This window comes from Vreelandella subterranea, assembly GCF_900111305.1.
GTDB lineage: Bacteria > Pseudomonadota > Gammaproteobacteria > Pseudomonadales > Halomonadaceae > Vreelandella > Vreelandella subterranea.
On record NZ_FOGS01000001.1, the window covers coordinates 160,235 to 181,614 of the forward strand.

General features: G+C 57.8%; 18 protein-coding genes and 1 pseudogene. 11 read left to right on the forward strand and 8 right to left on the reverse strand.

Features of this window, described 5'->3' with window-relative positions:
* The first annotated feature begins 42 nt into the window (after positions 1 to 42).
* The 3 genes from BMX75_RS00740 (at position 43) to betC (ending at position 4,570) form a co-directional block, all read left to right on the forward strand.
* Entirely contained in the window at positions 43 to 1,422 is a 1,380-nt protein-coding gene (locus BMX75_RS00740; RefSeq protein WP_092824372.1) for an NAD(P)-dependent oxidoreductase, read from the forward strand.
* On the forward strand, positions 1,419 to 2,753 hold the full coding sequence (preA, locus tag BMX75_RS00745; RefSeq protein ID WP_092824374.1) for an NAD-dependent dihydropyrimidine dehydrogenase subunit PreA: 1,335 nt from the start codon (positions 1,419 to 1,421) through the stop codon (positions 2,751 to 2,753). Before BMX75_RS00740 ends, preA begins: the two co-directional genes overlap by 4 nt.
* Positions 2,754 to 3,055: 302 nt before the next feature.
* Entirely contained in the window at positions 3,056 to 4,570 is a 1,515-nt protein-coding gene (gene betC, locus BMX75_RS00750) for a choline-sulfatase (RefSeq protein WP_092824376.1), read from the forward strand.
* A 54-nt stretch (positions 4,571 to 4,624) separates the two neighbouring features.
* Here betC and BMX75_RS00755 read toward each other — a convergent pair.
* The 5 genes and pseudogenes from BMX75_RS00755 to BMX75_RS00770 form a co-directional block, all read right to left on the reverse strand.
* Positions 4,625 to 5,170, reverse strand: a pseudogene (locus BMX75_RS00755) (LysR substrate-binding domain-containing protein); the annotation flags it as partial.
* Entirely contained in the window at positions 5,104 to 5,271 is a 168-nt protein-coding gene (locus tag BMX75_RS18365) for a helix-turn-helix domain-containing protein (protein WP_175474678.1), read from the reverse strand. The gene BMX75_RS18365 and the pseudogene BMX75_RS00755, both read right to left, overlap by 67 nt.
* A 274-nt stretch (positions 5,272 to 5,545) precedes the next feature.
* Positions 5,546 to 7,225 carry a methyl-accepting chemotaxis protein gene (locus BMX75_RS00760; protein WP_092824380.1) on the reverse strand — a complete coding sequence of 560 codons (1,680 nt, stop codon included), beginning with the start codon at positions 7,223 to 7,225 and terminating at the stop codon, positions 5,546 to 5,548.
* A 483-nt stretch (positions 7,226 to 7,708) separates the two neighbouring features.
* On the reverse strand, positions 7,709 to 10,756 hold the full coding sequence (locus BMX75_RS00765; protein WP_092824382.1) for an efflux RND transporter permease subunit: 3,048 nt from the start codon (positions 10,754 to 10,756) through the stop codon (positions 7,709 to 7,711).
* A gap of 1 nt (position 10,757) precedes the next feature.
* Complete coding sequence (locus BMX75_RS00770; RefSeq protein ID WP_092824384.1) at positions 10,758 to 11,852, reverse strand: efflux RND transporter periplasmic adaptor subunit; 1,095 nt, start codon at positions 11,850 to 11,852, stop codon at positions 10,758 to 10,760.
* A 166-nt stretch (positions 11,853 to 12,018) separates the two neighbouring features.
* Here BMX75_RS00770 and BMX75_RS00775 point away from each other — a divergent pair, with 166 nt between their 5' ends.
* From BMX75_RS00775 to BMX75_RS00790, 4 genes are all read left to right on the forward strand, one after another.
* Positions 12,019 to 12,642, forward strand: a complete 624-nt coding sequence (locus BMX75_RS00775; RefSeq protein ID WP_092824386.1) for a TetR family transcriptional regulator — start codon at positions 12,019 to 12,021, stop codon at positions 12,640 to 12,642.
* Positions 12,643 to 12,703: 61 nt separating this feature from the next.
* The gene (gene codB / locus BMX75_RS00780; RefSeq protein WP_092824388.1) at positions 12,704 to 13,969 is read left to right on the forward strand and encodes a cytosine permease; all 1,266 of its coding nucleotides are present in this window, start codon (positions 12,704 to 12,706) and stop codon (positions 13,967 to 13,969) included.
* A gap of 16 nt (positions 13,970 to 13,985) precedes the next feature.
* On the forward strand, positions 13,986 to 15,251 hold the full coding sequence (codA, locus tag BMX75_RS00785) for a cytosine deaminase (RefSeq protein ID WP_092824390.1): 1,266 nt from the start codon (positions 13,986 to 13,988) through the stop codon (positions 15,249 to 15,251).
* Positions 15,252 to 15,353: 102 nt separating this feature from the next.
* Positions 15,354 to 15,830 (forward strand): YbaK/EbsC family protein, encoded by a 477-nt coding sequence (locus tag BMX75_RS00790; RefSeq protein WP_092824392.1) that lies wholly within the window; start codon positions 15,354 to 15,356, stop codon positions 15,828 to 15,830.
* 22 nt (positions 15,831 to 15,852) lie between these two features.
* Here BMX75_RS00790 and BMX75_RS00795 read toward each other — a convergent pair whose 3' ends face one another.
* Positions 15,853 to 16,302 carry a GNAT family N-acetyltransferase gene (locus BMX75_RS00795; protein ID WP_092824395.1) on the reverse strand — a complete coding sequence of 150 codons (450 nt, stop codon included), beginning with the start codon at positions 16,300 to 16,302 and terminating at the stop codon, positions 15,853 to 15,855.
* A 211-nt stretch (positions 16,303 to 16,513) separates the two neighbouring features.
* On the opposite strand from BMX75_RS00795, the gene pcsA reads away from it, so the two are divergent.
* The gene (pcsA, locus tag BMX75_RS00800; protein ID WP_092825076.1) at positions 16,514 to 17,197 is read left to right on the forward strand and encodes a phosphatidylcholine synthase; all 684 of its coding nucleotides are present in this window, start codon (positions 16,514 to 16,516) and stop codon (positions 17,195 to 17,197) included.
* A 14-nt stretch (positions 17,198 to 17,211) separates the two neighbouring features.
* Positions 17,212 to 17,841 (forward strand): DNA-3-methyladenine glycosylase I, encoded by a 630-nt coding sequence (locus BMX75_RS00805; RefSeq protein ID WP_092824397.1) that lies wholly within the window; start codon positions 17,212 to 17,214, stop codon positions 17,839 to 17,841.
* A gap of 67 nt (positions 17,842 to 17,908) precedes the next feature.
* Here the strand turns inward: BMX75_RS00805 and BMX75_RS00810 are convergent, their stop codons facing one another.
* Positions 17,909 to 18,460 (reverse strand): fasciclin domain-containing protein, encoded by a 552-nt coding sequence (locus BMX75_RS00810; protein ID WP_066314939.1) that lies wholly within the window; start codon positions 18,458 to 18,460, stop codon positions 17,909 to 17,911.
* Positions 18,461 to 18,646: 186 nt separating this feature from the next.
* Between BMX75_RS00810 and BMX75_RS00815 the strand changes: the two genes are divergently transcribed.
* Entirely contained in the window at positions 18,647 to 19,210 is a 564-nt protein-coding gene (locus tag BMX75_RS00815) for a sigma-70 family RNA polymerase sigma factor (protein WP_092824399.1), read from the forward strand.
* Entirely contained in the window at positions 19,189 to 19,899 is a 711-nt protein-coding gene (locus tag BMX75_RS00820) for an anti-sigma factor (RefSeq protein ID WP_092824401.1), read from the forward strand. Before BMX75_RS00815 ends, BMX75_RS00820 begins: the two co-directional genes overlap by 22 nt.
* Here BMX75_RS00820 and BMX75_RS00825 read toward each other — a convergent pair.
* The gene (locus BMX75_RS00825) at positions 19,889 to 21,334 is read right to left on the reverse strand and encodes an aminotransferase-like domain-containing protein (RefSeq protein WP_092824403.1); all 1,446 of its coding nucleotides are present in this window, start codon (positions 21,332 to 21,334) and stop codon (positions 19,889 to 19,891) included. The two genes, BMX75_RS00820 and BMX75_RS00825, sit on opposite strands and share 11 nt — an antisense overlap.
* Positions 21,335 to 21,380 lie beyond the last annotated feature (46 nt).

Here is a 21,380-nt window from a genome sequence, read left to right on the forward strand (position 1 = left end):
AAGACCAACAGCTGTGCCCATAACAACAGCGGAGGCTCTACCGTGACTAGCCAACTGAACCATCTACCCAGCGCCAAAGAGGTCGGCACTTACGACCCAGCTACGCTGGCAAGCAACTTTAGCGATCTTCACCCACCGCTGACGCACCGACAGGCGATGATCGAAAGCCAGCGCTGTCTTTACTGCTTTGATGCGCCCTGCGTGGAGGCCTGCCCGTCGGAGATCGACATCCCCAGCTTTATTCGCCAGATCAGCGAAAACAACATCAACGGCGCGGCGGAGACCATTCTGGAAGCCAACATCCTGGGTGGCAGCTGCGCCAGGGTGTGCCCCACCGAAATCCTCTGCGAGCGCAGCTGCGTGCGCAACCACGACGCCGAGTGCCAGCCGGTGCTGATCGGCTTGCTGCAGCGCCACGCCACTGACCATATGCAGTTCGATGGCCACCCGTTCAAGCGGGCGGCCACCACCGGTCGGCATATTGCCGTGGTGGGCGCCGGGCCGGCAGGGCTCTCCTGCGCCCATCGACTGGCAATGCTCGGCCACCAGGTGACCATTTTTGAAGCCGAACAAAAGCCCGGCGGGCTCAACGAGTACGGCATCGCCCGCTACAAGATGACCGACGACTTCGCCCGCAAGGAAATCGAGTTTCTGCTCGAGATCGGCGGCATCGATATTCAGTATGGGAAGCGCCTGGGCGACAACCTTGAACTCGCTAATCTGCACAAACAGTACGACAGCGTATTCCTCGGCTTAGGCCTGGGTGCCAGCCGCGCTTTAGGGCTAACCGGCGACGATGCACCCGGCCTGATGCCCGCCGTGGACTACATCAAGACCCTGCGTCAAACCGATGACCTGGGCAGCCTCGCCGTGGCCAAGCGCTGCATCGTGATCGGTGCGGGCAACACCGCCATCGACATGGCCACCCAGATGGCCCGCCTGGGCGCCAGCGAGGTAACGCTGGTCTACCGCCGCGGCGTCGAGGCGATGTCCGCCACCGACCACGAGCAGGAGATCGCCAAAGCCAACGGCGTGCGCATGATCACCTGGGCGCAACCCGACGACATTCTGCTGGACAGCCAAGGCCGGGTGGTTGGCATGCGCTTTGCCAAGACCCGGGAACAGTCAGGGAAGTTAACCGCCACCGGCGAGACCTTCGAGATTGAAGCCGACGCCATCTTCAAGGCGATTGGCCAGGGCTTTGATGGTGAAAGTCTCAGCGACGCCACCGCCGCCGAGCTTGCCCGGGACGGCGAACGCATCCACGTCGATGACATGTTCCGCACCTCACTGGCAAATGTTTACGCCGGTGGCGACTGCGTGAAGCCCGGTCAGGATCTTACCGTACAAGCCGTTCAGCACGGCAAACTGGCGGCGCACGCTATTCATCAGGCGCTCACCGCCAAGCAGGAGGCCGCATGAATACCCTCAACTTTACCCCCCCAGGCAAACACAACAGCAGTGACAGCGTGGTCAACGGCGTTGATATATCGGTGAACTTCGCCGGCATCAAGGCCCCGAATCCATTCTGGCTGGCATCCGCACCGCCCACCGACAAGGCCTACAACGTGGTGCGCGCCTATGAAGCGGGCTGGGGCGGCGTGGTGTGGAAAACCCTCGGCGAAGAACCGCCTGCGGTGAACGTCTCCTCGCGCTATTCGGCCCACTACGGCAAAAACCGCGAGGTGATCGGCTTTAACAATATCGAGCTGATTACCGACCGCTCGCTTGAGATCAACCTGAAAGAAATCACCCAGGTGAAAAAGGACTGGCCCGACCGGGCGCTGATCGTCTCCATCATGGTGCCCTGCAACGAAGAGGCCTGGGCGTATATTCTGCCCCTGGTGGAAGCCACCGGCGCAGACGGTATCGAGCTCAACCTGGGCTGCCCCCACGGCATGCCCGAACGCGGCATGGGCGCGGCGGTGGGGCAGAACCCGGACTTGATCGAGAAGGTCACCTACTGGTGCAAGAAGCACTACTCCAAACCGGTAATCGTCAAACTCACGCCCAATATCACCGATATCCGTGCAGGCTCTCAGGCGGCGCTGCGCGGCGGCGCCGACGCGGTATCGCTGATCAACACCATCAACTCGATCACCAGCATCGACCTGGACAACATGGTCGCCAAACCCACCGTCGGCCACCAGAGCACCCACGGCGGCTACTGCGGCAGCGCCGTGAAACCCATCGCGATGAATATGGTCGCGGAAATCGCCCGGGACCCGGCGACGCCCACACTGCCGATTTCCGGCATCGGCGGCATTGCCACCTGGCGGGATGCGGCGGAGTTTATCGCCCTGGGGGCGGGCAGCGTGCAGGTGTGTACCGCGGCGATGCTCAACGGCTTCCGGATTGTGGAGGAGATGAAAGACGGGCTTTCCCGCTGGATGGCGGAAAAAGGCTACGCCTCGATCGAGGCGTTTTCGCGCAAGGCGATTCCCCAGACCACCGACTGGAAACATCTGGATATCAACTTCAAGACCATCGCCAAGATCGACCAGGACCTGTGTATCGAGTGCGGCCGCTGCTATATCGCCTGCGAGGATACCTCCCACCAATCGATTGCCAAGCTGACCGAGCAGGACGGTTCGCGGCGCTATGAGGTGATTGAGGAAGAGTGCGTGGGCTGCAACCTGTGCCAGATCACCTGCCCGGTGGAAAACTGCATCACCATGGTCCCGCAGGAAACCGGCCAACCCTTCCTGGCCTGGGATAACGACCCACGCAACCCCTTCCGTGCGGCTTCTTGATAAACGACCTATAAAACGCCACCGCCCCCACTAAGTGAAGGTGGTGGCGTTTTGCTGTATCACCTCATCCATATGGGCCTCGGCCTGATTGAACTGACCAATTCAGTTCGCCTTGATACATTAATGACGGTAACAGATACGATCACTGAATCGTCGATTCTGCCAGAGACCTATGTGAGTTAGGGCTCAGGGGGCGAATAAATCGTTGGTTTACCGCCTTCGGGCACGTCATTGTACGGGGATAGAAGTCGCGCTTATACGCCGCTTCGAACGCCAACAATACTCGCCAGGGAGATTCCCATATGACAAAACCCAATGTATTGGTGCTAATGGCCGACCAGCTCAACGGCACACTCTTTAAGGATGGCCCCGCCGACTTTTTGCATGCGCCCAACCTCAAGAAGCTGGCCAAGCGCTCGGTCAACTTCAACAATGCCTACACGCCAAGCTATCTGTGTGCACCGGGGCGTGCCGCCTTCATGTCGAGCCAGTTGCCGAGCCGCACTGGCGTATACGACAACGCGGCGGAGTTTCCCTCAAGCGTGCCGACCTGGGCGCACCATTTGCGCCGCGCCGGCTATTCCACCTGCTTGTCGGGAAAGATGCACTTCGTCGGCCCCGACCAGCTTCATGGCTTCGAGAAACGCCTGACCACCGATGTCTACCCGGCTGATTTCGGCTGGACACCTAACTACACCAGGCCGGGTGAGCGTATCGACTGGTGGTACCACAACCTGGGGTCGGTGACAGGGGCTGGCGTTGCTGAAATTTCCAACCAGATGGAATACGACGACGAAGTCGCGTTCCACGCCGAGCAGAAGCTGTACGACCTGTCGCGCGGTCACGACGAGCGTCCCTGGGCGCTGTGTGTCAGCTTCACCCACCCGCACGATCCGTATGTGGCGCGTCGCCAATACTGGGATTTATATAATGACTGCGAGTATCTTGAGCCGCAGCAAGGGCCCGTACCTTTCGATGAGCTGGATCCGCATTCCCAGCGGATTTTCGAGGCCAACGATTACACCAAGTTCAATATCCAGCCCCAGGATGTGCGCAACGCTCGCCAGGGCTATTTCGCCAACATCTCCTATATCGACGACAAGATCGGCGGCGTTCTCGACGTGCTCGAGCGAACCCGTATGCTCGACAACACGATTATCGTGGTATGCGCCGACCACGGCGACATGCTTGGCGAAAAGGGCCTGTGGTTCAAGATGAGCCCCTATGAAGGCTCGTCTCGGGTACCGCTGATGCTGTCTGCACCGGGGATCGAACCGCGCAATATCGAGGACCCGGTATCGATCATCGATATCAACACCACCATCGCCGACCTGGTCGGCATCGACCTGTCCTCGATCGCGCCCTACACCGATGGCCAGTCGCTGCTTCCCTTGACCCGAGGCGAGAAGCGCGACGCGCCGGTTTACATGGAATACGCCGCCGAGGCGAGCTATTCGCCCATCGTGACCATCCGCGAGGGCAAGTGGAAATTCAACTATTGCGAGATCGATCCGCCGCAGCTATTCGACCTGGAGGCCGACCCGCTGGAACAGCACAACCTGGCAGCACATCCCGACTACGCCGAGATACTGGCCGACTATCAAGCCAAGGTGCACAAGCGCTGGGATTTGAAAGCCTTCGATGCCGATGTGCGCGCTTCCCAGGCGCAGCGCCTGATCGTCTACGAGGCCCTGCGCAATGGCCACTACTATCCGTGGGACTACCAGCCGCTGCAGGACGCTTCCGAACGTTACATGCGTAACCACATGGATCTCAACGAAGTCGAAGAAGCCCAGCGCTATCCCCGTGGCGAATAAGACCACGGCAGATCACCTCGCCTGAGCCGAGTCGGCAAGCAACGCCCGTACCTGTTAGGTACGGGCGTTTTTTCTTTCGTAGGAGATGGTAAAAACCTCTTTGCCGAACGCCTCGTCCAGCAAAGGGAACATCACGTCACCTTGTGTTCCGCATACGACGCAGATCGCCGTTAGTGCCACGCCCTGATGCGCGAGAGCCGCATTCAGCAACAGGGCATAATTATGGTAGGCAAAGACCTCGTCTCTTGGCGTCGGCAAGCCCATCCCCGCATGCTGACACCACTGTGCCCAATCGAGCCAGCGGGGATCTTTGATATCCTGGTGCAATAGCGCCAGACGGGAAAGCTGCGCTGTCGTCAGTGTGCCCTTCAAACCCTGCGCCTGCGCGTAGTCAGGACTGCATACCGGGAACACCGCTTCTTTGGCCAGCAACACTCCCTCTTCCTGGGGTATGTAAGGGCCAAAACGGATAGCCACATCCGCCGCTTGCAGTTCAGGGTCATCGGCACGATCAACCGTCACCAGCTTGAAAGTCAACGTCGGAAACGCCTGTTTGAGCGCTGGCAATAACGGTAACAAACACAGGTGGGTAAACCCGGAACCCGCCGCGAGATCGTCGGTTGGGTCGCGCGCGCCTCGTCGGCAGCCGCCGTCATCGAACCCAGGCGCGCCGTGGCCTCGAACGCAATTAACGACTTCATGGACGGGGGTGGGTAGCACACCAGCGAGGCCTCCGCGTTTTAAGCTTCAATCATAGGCCCAGCGTTTAGCATTGATGGGCCTTATGCAAGGCACTTTAACAGACGGCAGGCGCATGGCCGCGACTTTGCGTCCGCGGGCTTCCGCTAATTAACGCCCGATGAAACGCCACCGCCCCCACAGAGTGAGGGCGGTGCGTTTTGTAAGCGCTGACTCGTTATCCAGCGCGAGGCGCCTTAAACCAAGAACTCATCAGGCAACCTGCGGGCTTGATCCTTAAAATTCTTCCCACTCTTGATCAGCGGTTACCGCTGCTTTCGCCTTTTTTCCCCCTTGGGTGGCGGGCCGCAAAAGCGCCGGCTGCGTTTGGGGCGAGGTCAGCGGGGCATGCTGGGTGCGACTTTCGCCTTCCGCTAAACGGAAGACGGATACCACGCTTTCAAGCCGCGCCGCCTGATCTTCCAGTGAACTCGCCGCCGAAGAGGCCTCTTGAACCAGGGCAGCATTCTGCTGGGTGACCTCGTCCATCTGGCTAACCGCCTGGTTGACCTGCTCAATGCCCGAGCTTTGCTCCTGAGACGCCGCCGAGATCTCATCCATGATATCGGTCACACGGCGCACCGAAGCGACCACCTCACGCATGGTTTCCCCGGCGCTTTCCACCAGGACGGAGCCTTCCTTCACCTGGTTTGATGACGCCTCAATCAATGCCTTGATCTCTTTGGCGGCATCCGCACTGCGGCTCGCGAGGTTACGCACTTCGCTCGCCACTACCGCAAAACCACGACCCTGTTCGCCCGCCCGCGCGGCCTCTACCGAAGCATTCAGCGCCAGGATATTGGTTTGGAAGGCGATAGAGTCGATAACGCTGATAATATCCGACACTTTCTGCGAGCTATCTGAAATCCCATGCATGGTGGTGATGACTCGCTCTACCACCTCGCCGCCGTTACTGGCCGTACTTGATGCATCGTTTGCCAACTGGCTGGCCTGGCGGGCGTTATCGGCATTTTGCTTAACGGTGGCAGTTAACTGCTCCATGCTGGCGGCCGTCTCCTGCAGAGAAGACGCCTGCTGCTCGGTGCGTGACGAAAGATCCGCATTGCCAGAAGCAATTTCCCGCGCCCCGATGTGAATGGAGCCACTGCTGTCGCGTACCTCAGAAACGGTTTTAACCAGATTGCTCTGCATATGCTGCATGGCGCTAAACAGTTTGCCGATCTCGTTGCGGCCACGGTCTCTTACCTTGCCCGACAAGTCGTTTTGAGCAATAAGCTCAAAGTGCGCGACGGCTTCGTTTAATGGTTTTACAATTGAGCCCACCATGGCGATGCGCACAAATAAAACCATTAAGGCAGCCAATATCAATACGGCGATATCAATATAGCCAATCAACTGCATATCGCTTTCATAGTCAGCAATCATCAGCCCATTTTGCTCTGCCATATAATCATTGTAAGCAGTGCTCGCCTCAATAAACTGTTGGTTTAAGTCACTGGCAGACTCTCTTGCGCTACGAAACGCCCCCTCGTCGCTTTCTTCCAAGGCCACTTCCTGGGGCCTTACTCCCTGTTCTATCAAACTCTGGAAACTGGTCATCAACCTTTCCACAAGAGGCGTCTCAATAGCAATTTCCTCAAATTGCGAAAAGTAGTCCTGAGCTTCCTGCCGCATTTCCTGTGCTTCAGTCAGGTAATCACGCGCTGCGCGGGTATCCCCCTCATAAGATGCGACATAACTATTAACGTAAAAAAGTTGAGCGTTCGCAATCGCTAGCTGACCTCGGTTGACCGAGCGCATTTGGTCTGCCGCACGGTCAACTTCTCTAAGTGAAGAGCTGCCCTCTTCGCCTCCCCGATGGCCAAGAAATGCGATAATGATAATTAATAATGAAAAAATGGCGAGAACGAGGGTTAACCCCATTTTGACGGAAACATTGCTAAGCAGGCGGTTCATGGTGCCGTATTTCTCCAGGCTGGATATATTAGTTAATGGCTATTAATACAATCTAGCTGGAGACTAACCAGCGACTCTAGATTCATTAACATTGCCAAACTTGTGTTAGCGAACAACGTTATCGGCCTGAAAAACATCTACTTTAGTCTTACTTAACGATATTTATGGCTAATGTACTTATAAATATGAATTATCTAAAAAAAAGAAGGCATTTATAAGATAAAAAAATAAAATAAATTAACCCAAGTTATCGTCTTCCGAAATTTGATGTGAACTATCTTTCGAATTGCCGAACAAACTCAGAGCCCAACTCTGTGCTTAAACGCATGAAATGCACACGGGTGCCCGGTAGGCGTGAAAAGGGGATTGAGGCATTGCGATTGGAACACACTAGCTCAATTGGGCTCGCCAAAGCAGTGTGATGAAACAGGTGTCTAGGGTCTGTTGACGGCTTCGCGATAAAGCGTCAACAGACCTTCGGAATTATGAATCCGCATGGATCTTGATGCGGTAAAGCACACAGTAGACCACCGGCAACACGACTAGGGTTAATAGCGTGGCAACGCCCAGGCCTCCGATCAGCGCCACCGCCATGCTGGCGAAGAAGGCATCACTGATCAGCGGAATCATCCCCAGCATGGTGGTCAACGCGGCCATGGCGACAGGCCTGACACGGCTGATGGCGGCGCGTACCACTGCGTGGTAGCGGTCCTGATGTAGCGGCAGCTGCACGTTGATCTCCTCCACCAGCACGATGGCATTCTTGATCACCATGCCGATCAAGCTCAACGTGCCGAGCAGTGCCATAAACGAGAACGGCAGACCAGTGAGCAGTAGCGCACCCACCACACCGATGATGGTCAGCGGCACCAGCGACCAGATGGCCAGCGGCTGGCGGAAGTTGTTGAACAGCACCACGGTGATGATGAACATCATCGCAAGCCCCAACGGCAGTGAGGAGAACAACCCGCTCTGGGCCTCACCCGCGGTCTCGTACTCGCCGCCCCATTCCAACCGATACCCAGGCGGTAACTCTAACGCCTCTACCTGGGGGCGGATATCGGCCAGTACGCTGGCGGCGGTCACGCCGCTTAATGGATCCGGCTCGCCGTAAACCGCCAGCATGCGCTCCCGGTTGCGGCGCATTATCAGCGGGTCTGCCACCTTAGTGGTGATATCGCTGATCACCTGGTCGGCAGTGATATAACGCCCTTGCTCTGCGCTCCACACGTTAAGTGAGCCAAGGTTATCCACGTCGTGGCGCTGACCGGGAATCGCCCGCGCCACCATGGGTATCAGGTCGCTGCCGTCGCGGTAAATGCCCACTCGGCTACCGCTGGTACTCAAGGCAAGCGTATCCGCCAGGTCCTCGCGGGTAACGCCGAGACGCCGGGCAGTATCTTCCATGAACACCGGCTCTATCGCCTGGACGCGGCTGCGCCAGCTAGTGCGCACACTGGTCATATGCGGTGTATCGCGGAACATCGCTTCAACTTGATCACCTAGCTGACGCAACATTTCTGGATCACTGCCGTAAAAGCGTGCCTCCAACTTGGCTTTCGGTGCAGGGCCAACCTCCAGGGGAGCAATTTTATAGTCGATATCGCTATGGTTTTGCTCAAGCACTTTCTCAACGTCGGCCATGCGATCGTGCTGGGTGGCTTTGTCGTCGGTTTCGACGATCAGCTGGGCATAGCTGGCGTAGCGGTCTTCCGGCGAGTAGGTGAGGGTAAAGCGCTGCGCGCCACCGCCCACCGTGGTGGTCAGATGACGTATGCCGTCCATCGCCATCACGCTGTCTTCCAGCTCGCTGACCCGGCGCTGGGTCTCGAGGATATCCGTGCCTTCCGGCGTGCGGTAGTCGACAAAGAAGATCGGCGTGTTGGAGGCCGGAAAGAAGGCGTTTTTCACCGAACCAAAGCCCACCACTGCGCCTGCCAATAGCATCACCACCAACCCCAGGGTGACCCAGCGGAAGCGAATCCCGGCAATAATTACCCGGCTGAAAACGCGGTACACAATCCCTTTGTAAGGATCCTCCTGACCATCGCCGGGCGCCACATTGCGAAAGAACAGCTTGAAGTAGAAGGGCGTCAACGTCAGCGCGGTAATCCAGCTGAGTAGCAGCGAGTAAAGCAGCACGAAAAACAGCGAGCCGATGAACTCACCGGTGGTGTCCGGCGACAGGCCAATGGGCGCAAAGGCGGCAATGGCGATCAAGGTGGCGGCCAGCAGCGGCCAGGCGTTCTGGCGAATCACCTGGTGGGCCGAATCGCGGATCGTATTACCACGTTTCAAGCCCACCAGCATGCCCTCGGTGACCACGATGGCATTGTCCACCAGCATCCCCAAGGCAATGATCAGCGCGCCCAGCGAGATCTTTTCCAGCTGCAGGCCGTGGAAACGCATCAGCATAAAGGTGCCGATGATGGTGATCAGCAGGATAAAGCCCATCAACAGGCCGCTGCGCCAGCCCATGAACAGCATCAGCACCACGATGACAATGGCCACCGCCTGGATCAGGCTGACTAAAAAGCCTGATACCGCTTCGTCGACCACCTGGGGCTGGTCGTAAACCACGTTGAGTTCCATTCCCAACGGCGTGCGGGCCTGAAGTTCGTCCAGGCGTTGCTGCAGACGCTCGCCCACCTCGACCACGTTCACGCCGCTTTCAAAGGAGACGCCCAGCGATATCGCCGGCCGCCCCATATCGCGGTAAAGCTGTTGGGGCTGCTCCGCCAATTCCCGCGATATGTCAGCGATATCGCTGAGCCGCACCAGCTCGCCATCGCCCTCGCTGACGATAAGCCCGCGCAGGTCATCAATATTCGCTGCACTGCCCGTGGGCGTAATGCGGAAACGGCGGCCGTCCTGTTTGAGATGCCCCGAGTCGGCCACCGCATTCTGCGTGTCGAGTAGCTGTTGCAGGCGGGTTAACGGAATATTGAGCGCGCGTAGTTTTTCACGGTCGACCTCGATAAAAATGCGCTCTTCATGCTCGCCGCCGAGCGATACCTTTTCGACCCCGTCGACCAGCGCCAGCTCACGCTTGAGGAAATCGGCATGATCGGCAAGGTCGGGCATGCTATAGCCGTCGCCGGTCAGGTTGACCATGAAGCCAAATACATCGCCGAAATCGTCATTCACGCGGGACTGGCTGGCCCCGGGCGGTAGCGCGGCCTGGGCGTCCTGAACTTTACGGCGCAGCGAATCCCACAGTTGCTCCAGCTCTTCGTTCTGTACCGTGCTTTCAAGCTCGACGGTAATCTGCGAGAGGCCGTCGGAACTCACCGAGCTTACGCGTTTGATCGACGACATCCCCTGAATCGATTCTTCCAGGGTCGAGGTGACTTCCTGCTCCACTTCCTCAGGGGTCGCGCCGGGGTATTGGGTGGTGATCAACGCATTGCGGATGGTGAACTCGGGGAACTCGAGCTGCCCCATGCCCAAAAACGCCAGCGCACCACCCGCGAGCAGCACCACGGTCATTAAGTAGCTGGCGGCCCGGTGGCGTAAGAAATAATCGACCATGTTACAGCCCCCGCTCTTTTTCCCACGGGGTCACCTGGGTATCTGCGCTCAAGCGATGCGCACCGGCGGCTACAATACGGTCACCCGCGGACAAGTCACCGCTGACTTCAAGTCCTTTGGAGGTCAGGCGACCAACCTCAACAGGCACCGGCTCAACGCCGTGTGGCGCTTTAAAGCGCCAAACCTGGGCCTGCTCCGGGTTATCGCCTGCATAAGTCACTGCTTCAGCGGGCAAATGCCACAAAGGCGTCGTTGGGTCGGACTGCAGGTCGCTTAAATCAAGGCGCACGCTGGCGCTCATGCCATCTAATAGCGTGATGTCATCCGGCTGGGGCAGCGTCAGGGTGACTTCATAGGCCAGGCTCTGCGCACTGGCTTGGGTCGTGTAGGACGCCAACTGAGCGAGGTAGGGCTTGTCGCTGTTACCAAAGCTGACTTCATAGGCTAACGCATCGCCAAAGGGCGTGCCGTTGCTGCGTGGCATGCGCTGGACAATCTGCTCGGGCAGGTGGAAGACCACGTCCAGTTGACCCGGCTGCTGGATGACGGCGACCGTTTCCTGCACCTGAACAATCTGCCGGTTATCCACCGGTACCTGGGCAATCACACCATCGTAAGGCGCACGTAACTGGGTATGCTCGACCTGCTCTTCCGCCTGCTCAAAGGTAGCGCGGGCAGCCCGCCATTCGCTCTCCGCCTCATCAAACCGAGACTGGCTGACCGCGCCACGCTCCAGGGTATAGCGCATACGCTCCAGGTTGGCCTTGGCAAGCTCGAGGCGTGAGCGGGCGCTATCCAGCTCGCTTTGTGCATTGCGATTATCAATACGCGCAATGACCTCGCCCTTCGACACCTGTTGACCGGGGCTGACGTTGAGCTCAAGCAGTTCCCCTGCCATGCGAAACGACAGATTGCTGCGCGTGGTAGCTTCAACGCGTGCCGGAAACTGCCTTAACGCCCCGGCATTCGCCGCTTCCAGTGTCACCAGTTTTACTGGCCTGGGCGCCTCTTTTGACTGCGCCTCAGGCTGATCACACCCCATTAGCACGAGCAAGACCAGTGCAACCGGTAGCCAGCGAAGAAAAGTAACGGGCACGATAAGCTCCTTGATGACGATCAAACGCCGCATTCCCAACGAACAGAGGGTGATATATACTTGACTGACATTCATGAATGTCAGTCAAGTATATACTAATCACTCGCTGGCGACTTTGCCAGCGATCGGTGCCAGAATAATGTCACGTGTTGAATCAGGAGCCGCCATGACCCGCCGCAAGGCCGACGCCGAACGCACCCGGGAAGCCATCCTGGACGCGGCAGAAACGACGTTTCTCGCCCAGGGGGTTTCTCGCACCACCCTCGCGCATATTGCCCAGGCGGCGGGGGTTACCCGAGGGGCGATTTATTGGCACTTTGAGGACAAGGCCGCCCTTTTTGATGCGCTGCTCGAGCGGGTCCGCATTCCGCTGGATGAAATCGTCGACGACGCCGTGCAACAACTTGGCACGGCACCGGTAGACTGTTTGCGCGACATCGCACAGCGCTCGCTGGCGGGTATCTGCCACGACCAACCGTTGCAGCGAGCCGCCACCATCGTGCTGCACCGCTGTGAAAAGCTGGAAGACGACCACCCGCGCATCAGCATGATTACGCGGCTTTCCGAGCATGCTGAAGCCCGGGTCGAGCAACTGTTCGAGCAGGTCCAGCAGCTGGGCCGGTTACGCGCAGACCTGAGTCCGGCCAGCGCCCGCCGCCAATTTCACGGCTTCTTGATTGGCGTCTGTTTTGACTGGCTGCAAGACCCTCATCAGTATTCGCTGGACGACGACCGCAACAGCATCGTCGAAACATTGATACGCGGACTTTTGGTGGAGAATACACCCTAAACCAAGTGGCACGCGGTTTGCTTCCTATACTGGATGAATGTTCTTTCTCCTGGAGCCAGCCATGCACCACTCTGATTACCCCCTCAGCGAAGTCCCTCTCAGCGCCCGCAAGGGCCTGCTCTCCACCTCAGCAGTACTACTCGGCTTTACCTTCTTTACCGCCACCATGTGGGCAGGGGGCACCCTGGGTCAGGCCTTTTCGATCGGCCAACTGCTGTGGATCATCCTGTTGGGTAACCTTTTATTAGGTGCCTACGCCGCCACACTGGCCTATATCGCCTGTAAAAGCGGGCTCAATTCGGTGCTGATGGGGCGCTTCTGCTTCGGTGAAAAAGGCAGCAAGTTGTCTGATTTCATCCTCGGTTTTACCCAGATTGGCTGGTACGCCTGGGGCACGGCAACGATCGCCGTGGTATTGGTACGCACCACCGGGATGCCTGAATGGCTGGAAATCCCCTTAATGGTGCTGTTTGGCTTTGGTTTCTGCATCACCGCCATGATCGGCTACAAGGGGATGGACTGGCTTTCACGCTTTGCCGTGCCCGCCATGATGATGTTCATACTGATCAGCCTGTTCACCGGGCTGGTGGATGCACGCGGCTTTGCCGGGTTAAGCCAGAAAACGCCTACGGAAAGCATGGGCGTGGCCGCGGCGATTACCGTCATAATCGGCACCTTTATCAGCGGCGGCACCCAGGCGACCAACTGGAGTCGCTTCGCGAAGTCACCGAAAATCGCCGTGATCGCCACGATGGCGGCTTTCTTTGTGGGGAACGGCTTGATGGTGCTCACCGGTGCCCTGGGTACCATGATCTACCAACAGGCGGATATCGTGGATGTATTGATCGCCCAGGGCTTTGTCACCATCGCCGTGCTGATGCTGTTTTTGAATATCTGGACGACTCAGGACAACACCATCTACAACTTCGCCGTGGCGGGCTGCAATTTGCTGCGTACCGAAAAACGCCGTTTGGTGACGGTAGGCGGTGCGGCGATTGGCACCGTGCTGGCGGTCGGTGGCATGTATAACCTGCTAATTCCCTTTCTGGTGCTGCTGGGTACTTTTATACCCCCCATGGGCGGCGTGATCATGGCGGACTTCTGGCTCAAACATAAAGGTCGCTACCCCGCGCTTGAAAGCGCTCAGCTACCCGACTTCAACCGCCGGGGTTTGGCGGCCTATGCACTGGGCGCCGGCGCCGCCTACGTCTCGCCATTACTGCCGCCGTTGGTGGGCGTCGTGGTCGCTGCGGGAAGCTATGCTGTGCTGTTGCGCGTCAATCACGCTACGCTGGGTGATAGCCTTCCCTCCACTGCCAAACAATAAGTGAGCCGTTTTATATATGAGCATGCAGATTATCAACGCCCGGCTACGCCAGCGCCCCGAGCTTTATCGTATCGAGGTCGAGAACGGTAACTTCACCTCGATTACGGCCCAGGACGCGCCGCAAACGGCAGGCGAAGGACCCGCGCCCGAACAGATTGATGCGGGCGGCAAACTGCTTTGTGCGCCGTTTATCGAGCCCCACATTCACCTGGATGCTGCCCTGACGGCGGGCGACCCCGAATGGAACCAGAGCGGCACCCTGTTTGAAGGCATCGAGCGCTGGGGCGAGCGTAAGCCGATGCTCACCGAAGCCGATATTCGCGAGCGTGCGCTGAAAACGCTGAACCTGCTGATCAGTAACGGCGTGCAATTTGTACGCACCCATGCCGATACCAGCGACCCCAGCCTGATTGGCATCAAAACCCTGTGCGCCCTACGCGACGAGCTGAAAGACAAGATCGATATCCAGGTAGTGGCCTTTCCGCAGGACGGCCTGCTCTCCTACCCGGACGGTGACAGGCTGCTGGAAGAAGCACTGGAAATCGGCGCCGATGTGGTCGGCGGCATCCCCCACTTTGAATACACCCGCGAGCTGGGCGTGGCCTCCATGCAGCGGGTGATCGAGTTGGCGATCAAATACGATCGCCTGGTGGATGTCCACTGCGACGAGATCGACGACCCCAACTCGCGGTTTCTCGAAGTGCTGGCCCATGAGGCGCTGACGCATGACCTGGGCAGCCGCGTCACCGCCAGCCACACCACCGCGATGCATTCCTACGATAACGCCTACTGCTCCAAGCTGTTTCTGCTGCTCAAGCGCTCGGGCATCAACTTTGTCTCCTGCCCGACCGAAAGCATTCACTTGCAGGGACGCTTCGACAGCTACCCCAAACGCCGCGGCGTGACCCGGGTGAAGGAGCTCAACGAAGCGGGTATCAACGTGTGCCTGGCCCAAGACTCCATCGTCGACCCCTGGTACTCCCTGGGTAATGGCAAGCTATTACGTACGCTGGATTTTGGCCTGCATATCTGCCACATGATGGGCTATCAGGACTTCAGCCAGTCGCTTTCGCTGATTACCGACAACAGCGCGCGCACCCTCGATATCGAAGGGCGTTACGGCATTGAGGCCGGTAAACCCGCCAGCTTCAACCTGCTGGATGGCGAGGACGATTACAGCGTATTACGCACCCAGGGGGAAGTGCTCCTCTCGGTTCGCCACGGCGAGATCATCATGCAGCGCGAACCTGCCAGAATCACCACGCCACCATGGCTTGGCTAAATAAACCAAGGCGCGTTAAGTTTAGCTTTGTCTGAAAAGTCGGCGAGCGCAGCCAGTTTTCAGTCAAAGCCTGGTCATTCAGCCAATAAAAGGGATTTCACCATGAGCGTCGAGACCGTTCGCCAGTTTTTTGCCGAGCATGCGCCGGATATCACCATCGAAGAGCTGGAAACCAGCACGGCCACGGTGCAGTTGGCCGCCGAGGCCCACGGCGTGGTGCCCGGGCAGATCGCCAAAACCCTGGCGTTCAAGGTCGGCGAAACACCGTTGCTGATCGTGGCCAGCGGCAACGCACGCATCGATAACCGCAAGATTCGCGACACCTTCGGCGGCAAGGCCAAGATGCTCGACGCTGAGACCGTGATGGAACTCACCAGCCACCCGGTCGGCGGCGTTTGCCCGTTCGGCCTTGCCACTGACCTGCCGGTGTACTGCGATGAATCCCTCCACATCTATGACGAAGTGCTGCCCGCGGCGGGGTCATCCAACAGCGCCGTGCGCCTAAGCCCCAAACACTTGGCCGAGCTCGTCAACGCCGAGTGGGTGGATGTGTGCAAGTTGCCGGAGAGTGTTGGTTAAACGTCCTTCTCAATGGCAGCACTTACTTAATATCCAGTAAATAACCATAAAACGCGGTATTGCGCTGCCAACCCAGTGACTCGTAAAGGTGCTGGGCGCGTTCGTTATCTACCTGGGTCATTAATATCAAACGTGCGACGCCGTGATCGCGGGCAAGCTGGGTGGCGGCTTCCATTAACGCCCTGCCCGTGCCCTTATCGCGACATTCAGGCAACACGAAGAGATCATTCAGCGTCCAGCGCGCATTCAAGCCCACCGTGGAAACGCCTGGGTATAGCTGCACAAAACCGGTGAGCGCACCTTCGCTGTTTTCGCTCACCAAAATAAAAGCGTCTCCAAGCCCCATGCGCTGGCGCAGAAAATCATGCGCCGCCTGAAGATCACTCGGCTGCTGATAAAACTGACGATAGCCATCGAGCAACTCGGTAAGCGTATCGATATCACGAATGGTCGCTAGGCGAATGGCCTGCATAAACGTTACTCCTGAAGCGCGTCACGCCTAAGCCCTGCGCTGAACGCATTATCAATGGACAGCATACCGACATATTCTCGGGCAGCCTTCTTGTAGTAGTGTATCTTTCTTTACAGGCTTATTGATAAATCCAATTTAACGGGAACAACACCTTCCCAACGGGGTTAATGTGGCTCAATTACTCTCTTCGCACGCAGAATCCCGCGCATCGATATGCAAGGCATGGAGCGTCCATGTATTTACCGCCAGCGGCGTGCTGCTCGGCACCATGGCGCTGCTTGCACTGGTCGACAATAACCCCGTCGCCTGCCTGCTCTGGCTGGGTGCCGCGATGATGATTGATGCAATCGACGGCACACTGGCGCGCAAATATGAAGTGCAGACCATCCTGCCTCATTTTGATGGCTCGACACTCGACATGGTGATCGATTATTTGACCTGGGCCTTTATCCCCGCCCTTTTCATCTATTACTTCATTGAATTGCCACCCTATTTAGGGTTGGCGTCAGTGTTCATCATTCTGCTGTCATCAATGTTCTGTTTCTGCAATGTCGACATGAAAAGTCAGGATAATTACTTCGTTGGCTTTCCTGCCGCCTGGAACATCGCCGCCGCCTATTTTTATATCCTCGACTTCCCGCCTTTCCTTACGTTCGCCACTATCGCTTTTCTGGCCATCCTTACCGTGACCCGGATGAAATTCCTCCATCCCTTTCGGGTGCGCCTGTTCATGCCGCTCAATATCGCTGTCACGCTGGCATGGTGCGCATGCACCACATCACTGGTGCTCTCAACCCCAGAGCACGCCGCCTGGGCACTATGGGGATGGGGCATCGCTTCCGTCTACTTCGTCGCCATCTGCCTATGGCGCACTGCCAAAGAATGGTTCGACTGATAGGTGAGTCGCTAATGACCAGCAACTTTATCGCCCCTGATGGATATCCTCGCTGCCAATGGTGTGGCGGGGCGCCTGAATTTTTGCCCTACCACGACAATGAGTGGGGTTTCCCGGTAGATGATGATCAGCGGCTGTTCGAGAAGCTGTGCCTGGAGAGTTTTCAGTCGGGTTTGAGCTGGCGCACCATTCTCAACAAGCGCGAGAATTTTCGTGCCGCCTTTCATCACTTCGATTTCCATCAGGTTGCCCGCTTCGGCGAAGCCGATGTGCAGCGTTTATTGCAGGACCCAGGCATCATTCGGCATCGAGGCAAGATTGAATCAACCATTAACAATGCCAGGCGGGCCCAGGAAATGGTCGAGCAGGAAGGTTCACTGGCCGCGTTTTTCTGGCGCTTTGAGCCGGACGCCTCTTCGCTACCGCCGCCGCAGTCCCAGACCACTTCGCCTGAATCTGTCGCCCTTGCCAAGGCGTTAAAAAAGCGCGGCTGGAAATTTTTCGGCCCTACCACCGCTTTTGCCTTTATGCAGGCGATGGGGCTGCTCAATGATCATGCAGAAGGGTGTATCGTTCGCGAGCAAGCAGCTCGCGCCCGGGAGGGATTTTTGCGGCCATCCGGTCGGCAAAAAACCACCGCCTAGCGAACCAGGCGGTGGGAAAACATAACCTCAACCGAATAAATGTCATTATCCGATGTAAGCGCGGCCCTTAGGGTAATAGCACGCTGTCGATAACATGGATGACACCGTTCGATTGTGCGACATCCACAACAGTAATGTTGGCACTATTGCCCTGAGCATCCATGACCATCAGGTTATTACCATTGCGCGAGACGGTAAGGTATTCACCCTGGACGGTTTTGAAAGCCACGGTGCCGTCGTTTTCCATGGTTGCTTCCCACAAGGCGTCCCGATTCATATTGCCAGGTACGACGTGGTAGGTGAGAACCGTTTGAAGCTGCTCCTGGTTCTCTGGCTGCAGCAGCGTATCAACGGTGCCATCAGGAAGTTTCGCAAAGGCATCATCCGTCGGCGCGAATACGGTAAAAGGACCTTCGCCTTGCAAGACATCGACCAACTCAGCGGCTTGAACAGCGGCGACGAGTGTTTCATGGTCACCTGAATTAACGGCATTCTCGATAATGTTCCGCTCAGGCAGCATGTTGGCGCCGCCTACCGTGGTAGGGCCGTGATCGGCAACGGCAACGCCGGTAAATAAGGCAGCGGCACAAACGCCAGCGGTAAGTAGTTTGAGTTTCATTGGGGCATCTCCTGGTTGTCATTAAAAGAGCTCAACAATGCAAGCTCACTGATACTTACGGCCCCAAGGCGTCAGTGGATGCAAACTCCCAACAATTTTTTTATTCACCGCTGAGCGCTCACCTATTGCCTTCAACGGCTGACTCCCGAAGACTGGCATTTCGGTTTACTGCGCAGAGATGCCCGAATGCTAGATGCCACGCAACGCCAACAGTATCTTATTGAGCAACTCAACGGCTGCGCCCAGGGCGATCGCCAAGCGTTCGAGCGTCTCTATCGTGTCTCCAGTGCGCATCTGTATGCCCAACTGTTGCGTATAGTAAGAGATGAAGGTGCCGCTCAGGATTGCCTGCAACATGTTTTCATCCGAATCTGGCATGCCGCCGATCAATACGACGCCACGCGAGCCAAGCCGATGACCTGGCTTTCCACACTCGCGCGCAATATTGGCATCGACTGGCTGCGTCGCCAGAAGCCACAGGACACCACCACCGATGAACCCTTGTTGGCCACCCTATTAGGTACCGACGACCCTGAAGATGACAGCATCAGTCATCAGCAAAATGACAAACTGAACGACTGCCTCGACACACTCAGTCGACATCAGCGCCAGTTAATGGAAATGGCCTATTTTCAGGGCATGACGCACAGCGAGCTTGCTAACTCTCTGTCCCAACCGCTGGGCAGCGTTAAAAGCTGGATCCGCCGTGGACTCGAGAGGTTAAAAACATGTCTAACCAATGGGATTTAAGCGACCCTGATGATCGCCACCTCGCGGCTGGTGAGTACGTACTGGGCGTATTGGATAGCGATCAAAAAGCACGCTTTGAAGCGCTGCTGGCGGTCAGCCATGACCTACGTAACGATGTGGAAGAGTGGCGAGAATATCTGCATCTATTCAACGAGCGACTGGACCCCAGGACACCGCCCAAGGAGGTCTGGCAGCGCATTACCCAGGCAACCGGAGCAGCGCCTGCCCCCTGGTGGAAGCGTTTAGGTGCATGGCAGACCATGGCGGCAAGTTTTGGGGTAATCGCGATAGCGCTAGGCCTTCTTTGGCAACAGGCTGAACTAGCCAGGCTGCCGGACGGAGAAGCTGTCTTCGTGGTCCAGGACGAATCGCGCACGCCAGGCTGGATCATCAGCGCAACCCAGGAGGGAGAGTTGATTGTGCAAGCGGTTCAACCGACCCAGGTCGACAGCGAACAGACCGGTGAGCTCTGGTTGATTGCCGACGGTACGCCCGTCTCGCTGGGCCTGTTACCTGATCAAGGTAGCCATCGCCTGGAACCCAGTGCCGAGCTGCGCGCGCAGTTATTCACTGCCGATCTGGCCGTCAGCGTTGAGCCCCAGGGAGGCGCTCCCGAAGGCCAGCCAACCGGTCCGATTATCGACCATGGGCGTTTGACGCCGGTACGCGGCAGCACCCTCAACCTATGAGGCATGACTCGTGGGACCGCGCATCTGCCACCATCTCAGCGGCCAGCTCGCCCACGGTGCGCACGGCGTCTTCGATGGCGGAGGTTAGTGTAAACGCATAGTTCAGGCGCAGGCACTGGCGGAACTTGCCCGAGGCGGAAAACAGCGAACCCGGTGCCACGTGGATAGCATGCTGTGCCAAGCGTTCATTGAGGCGCACACAGTCCACGGCGGCGGGCAGCTCTACCCAGAGTAAAAAACTGCCCTGCGGGTAGCTGATGCCAGAACTTTCAGGAAAATAGCGCTGCACCCAACTAATCATGATGTCGCGCTGGCGCTGATACTGACGCGTAGCGAAACGCAGGTGGCGTTCATAATGGCCTTTGGCGACGAACTCCGCCACGGCCAGCTGCGGCAGCGTCGCCGAGGCGCCGGTGGAGACATATTTCATGTGCATCGCCTGATCGCGGTAGCGCCCAGGCGCCAGCCAACCCACCCGCAGCCCTGGCCCCACGGTTTTGGAAAAGCCGCTGCACAGCATGACGCGGCCATCGTCGTCGAAGGACTTTACGGTGCGCGGCCTGGGCAGAGCAAACGACAAATCGCCGTAGATATCGTCTTCGATAATCGCCACATCAAAACGCTGCGCCAACTGAAACAGTGCCCGCTTGCGTGCTTCAGGCATGGTGTAGCCCAGGGGATTGTTGTAGGTCGGCGTGACCTGTATCGCGCGGATCGGCCACTGCTCCAGCGCCAATTCCAGCGCTTCCAGACTGATGCCGGTTTGCGGGTCGGTGGGGATTTCCAGTGCTTTTAAGCCGTTGGCCTTGAGAATCTGCATTGTGCCGTAGAAGCTGGGCGAGTCCACGGCCACCACATCACCGGGCTGGGTGAGCGTTCGCAATGCAATGGCCAGCGCCTCCTGGCAGCCGGTGGTTACCATGATGTCGTCCGGGTGCAGCAGGCAGCCGGACGCAATCGCCAGCCGCGCCACCTGCTGGCGCAGCTCGGGGCTACCGCCCAGCTTGTCGTAGTTGAATCCGTTCAGATCAGTGCTGCGATGCAGGCCAGCGAGGATTTTCGACAGTGGCCGCAGCGTTTCATACTCAAGATTGGGCACCCCACGCCCCAGCAGAAGTCGATTATCGTCCCGCTGGGTGGCGACAAGCTCCAGCACCTGATCCCATTGAGAAACATCCAGCGGGCGCTGCGCCGGACGAGAAACCGACGGTAGTACCGAAGGAACCCTGCTTGGCAGTACAAAGTAGCCAGACTTCGGACGCGACTCGATCAATGCCACATCCATCAGTTGCCGGTAGGCTTCCTGGGCGGTAGAAATGCTGACATCCAGCTCCTGGCAGACCGCACGAATCGAGGGGAGGCGATCCCCAACGCGGTAAATACCGTGCTCGATACGCTCCCGCAAAATGGCCGCCACTTCTTCATAGCGCGTCATAACACCCTCCTCCTCCACAACCCGATAACGATACAGACGCAGCCAG

Excerpts from the sequence above, each read along its gene's own strand:
- BMX75_RS18365 (WP_175474678.1), bottom strand. The coding sequence starts at position 5,271 with ATGAAGTCGTTAATTGCGTTCGAGGCCACGGCGCGCCTGGGTTCGATG.
- BMX75_RS00805 (WP_092824397.1), top strand. The coding sequence starts at position 17,212 with ATGACCAGCAACTTTATCGCCCCTGATGGATATCCTCGCTGCCAATGG.
- BMX75_RS00810 (WP_066314939.1), bottom strand. The coding sequence starts at position 18,460 with ATGAAACTCAAACTACTTACCGCTGGCGTTTGTGCCGCTGCCTTATTT.
- BMX75_RS00825 (WP_092824403.1), bottom strand. The coding sequence starts at position 21,334 with ATGACGCGCTATGAAGAAGTGGCGGCCATTTTGCGGGAGCGTATCGAG.
- preA (WP_092824374.1), top strand. The coding sequence starts at position 1,419 with ATGAATACCCTCAACTTTACCCCCCCAGGCAAACACAACAGCAGTGAC.
- betC (WP_092824376.1), top strand. The coding sequence starts at position 3,056 with ATGACAAAACCCAATGTATTGGTGCTAATGGCCGACCAGCTCAACGGC.
- BMX75_RS00815 (WP_092824399.1), top strand. The coding sequence starts at position 18,647 with ATGCTAGATGCCACGCAACGCCAACAGTATCTTATTGAGCAACTCAAC.
- BMX75_RS00820 (WP_092824401.1), top strand. The coding sequence starts at position 19,189 with ATGTCTAACCAATGGGATTTAAGCGACCCTGATGATCGCCACCTCGCG.
- BMX75_RS00765 (WP_092824382.1), bottom strand. The coding sequence starts at position 10,756 with ATGGTCGATTATTTCTTACGCCACCGGGCCGCCAGCTACTTAATGACC.
- BMX75_RS00790 (WP_092824392.1), top strand. The coding sequence starts at position 15,354 with ATGAGCGTCGAGACCGTTCGCCAGTTTTTTGCCGAGCATGCGCCGGAT.
- BMX75_RS00775 (WP_092824386.1), top strand. The coding sequence starts at position 12,019 with ATGACCCGCCGCAAGGCCGACGCCGAACGCACCCGGGAAGCCATCCTG.
- BMX75_RS00760 (WP_092824380.1), bottom strand. The coding sequence starts at position 7,225 with ATGAACCGCCTGCTTAGCAATGTTTCCGTCAAAATGGGGTTAACCCTC.
- codA (WP_092824390.1), top strand. The coding sequence starts at position 13,986 with ATGAGCATGCAGATTATCAACGCCCGGCTACGCCAGCGCCCCGAGCTT.
- codB (WP_092824388.1), top strand. The coding sequence starts at position 12,704 with ATGCACCACTCTGATTACCCCCTCAGCGAAGTCCCTCTCAGCGCCCGC.
- BMX75_RS00795 (WP_092824395.1), bottom strand. The coding sequence starts at position 16,302 with ATGCAGGCCATTCGCCTAGCGACCATTCGTGATATCGATACGCTTACC.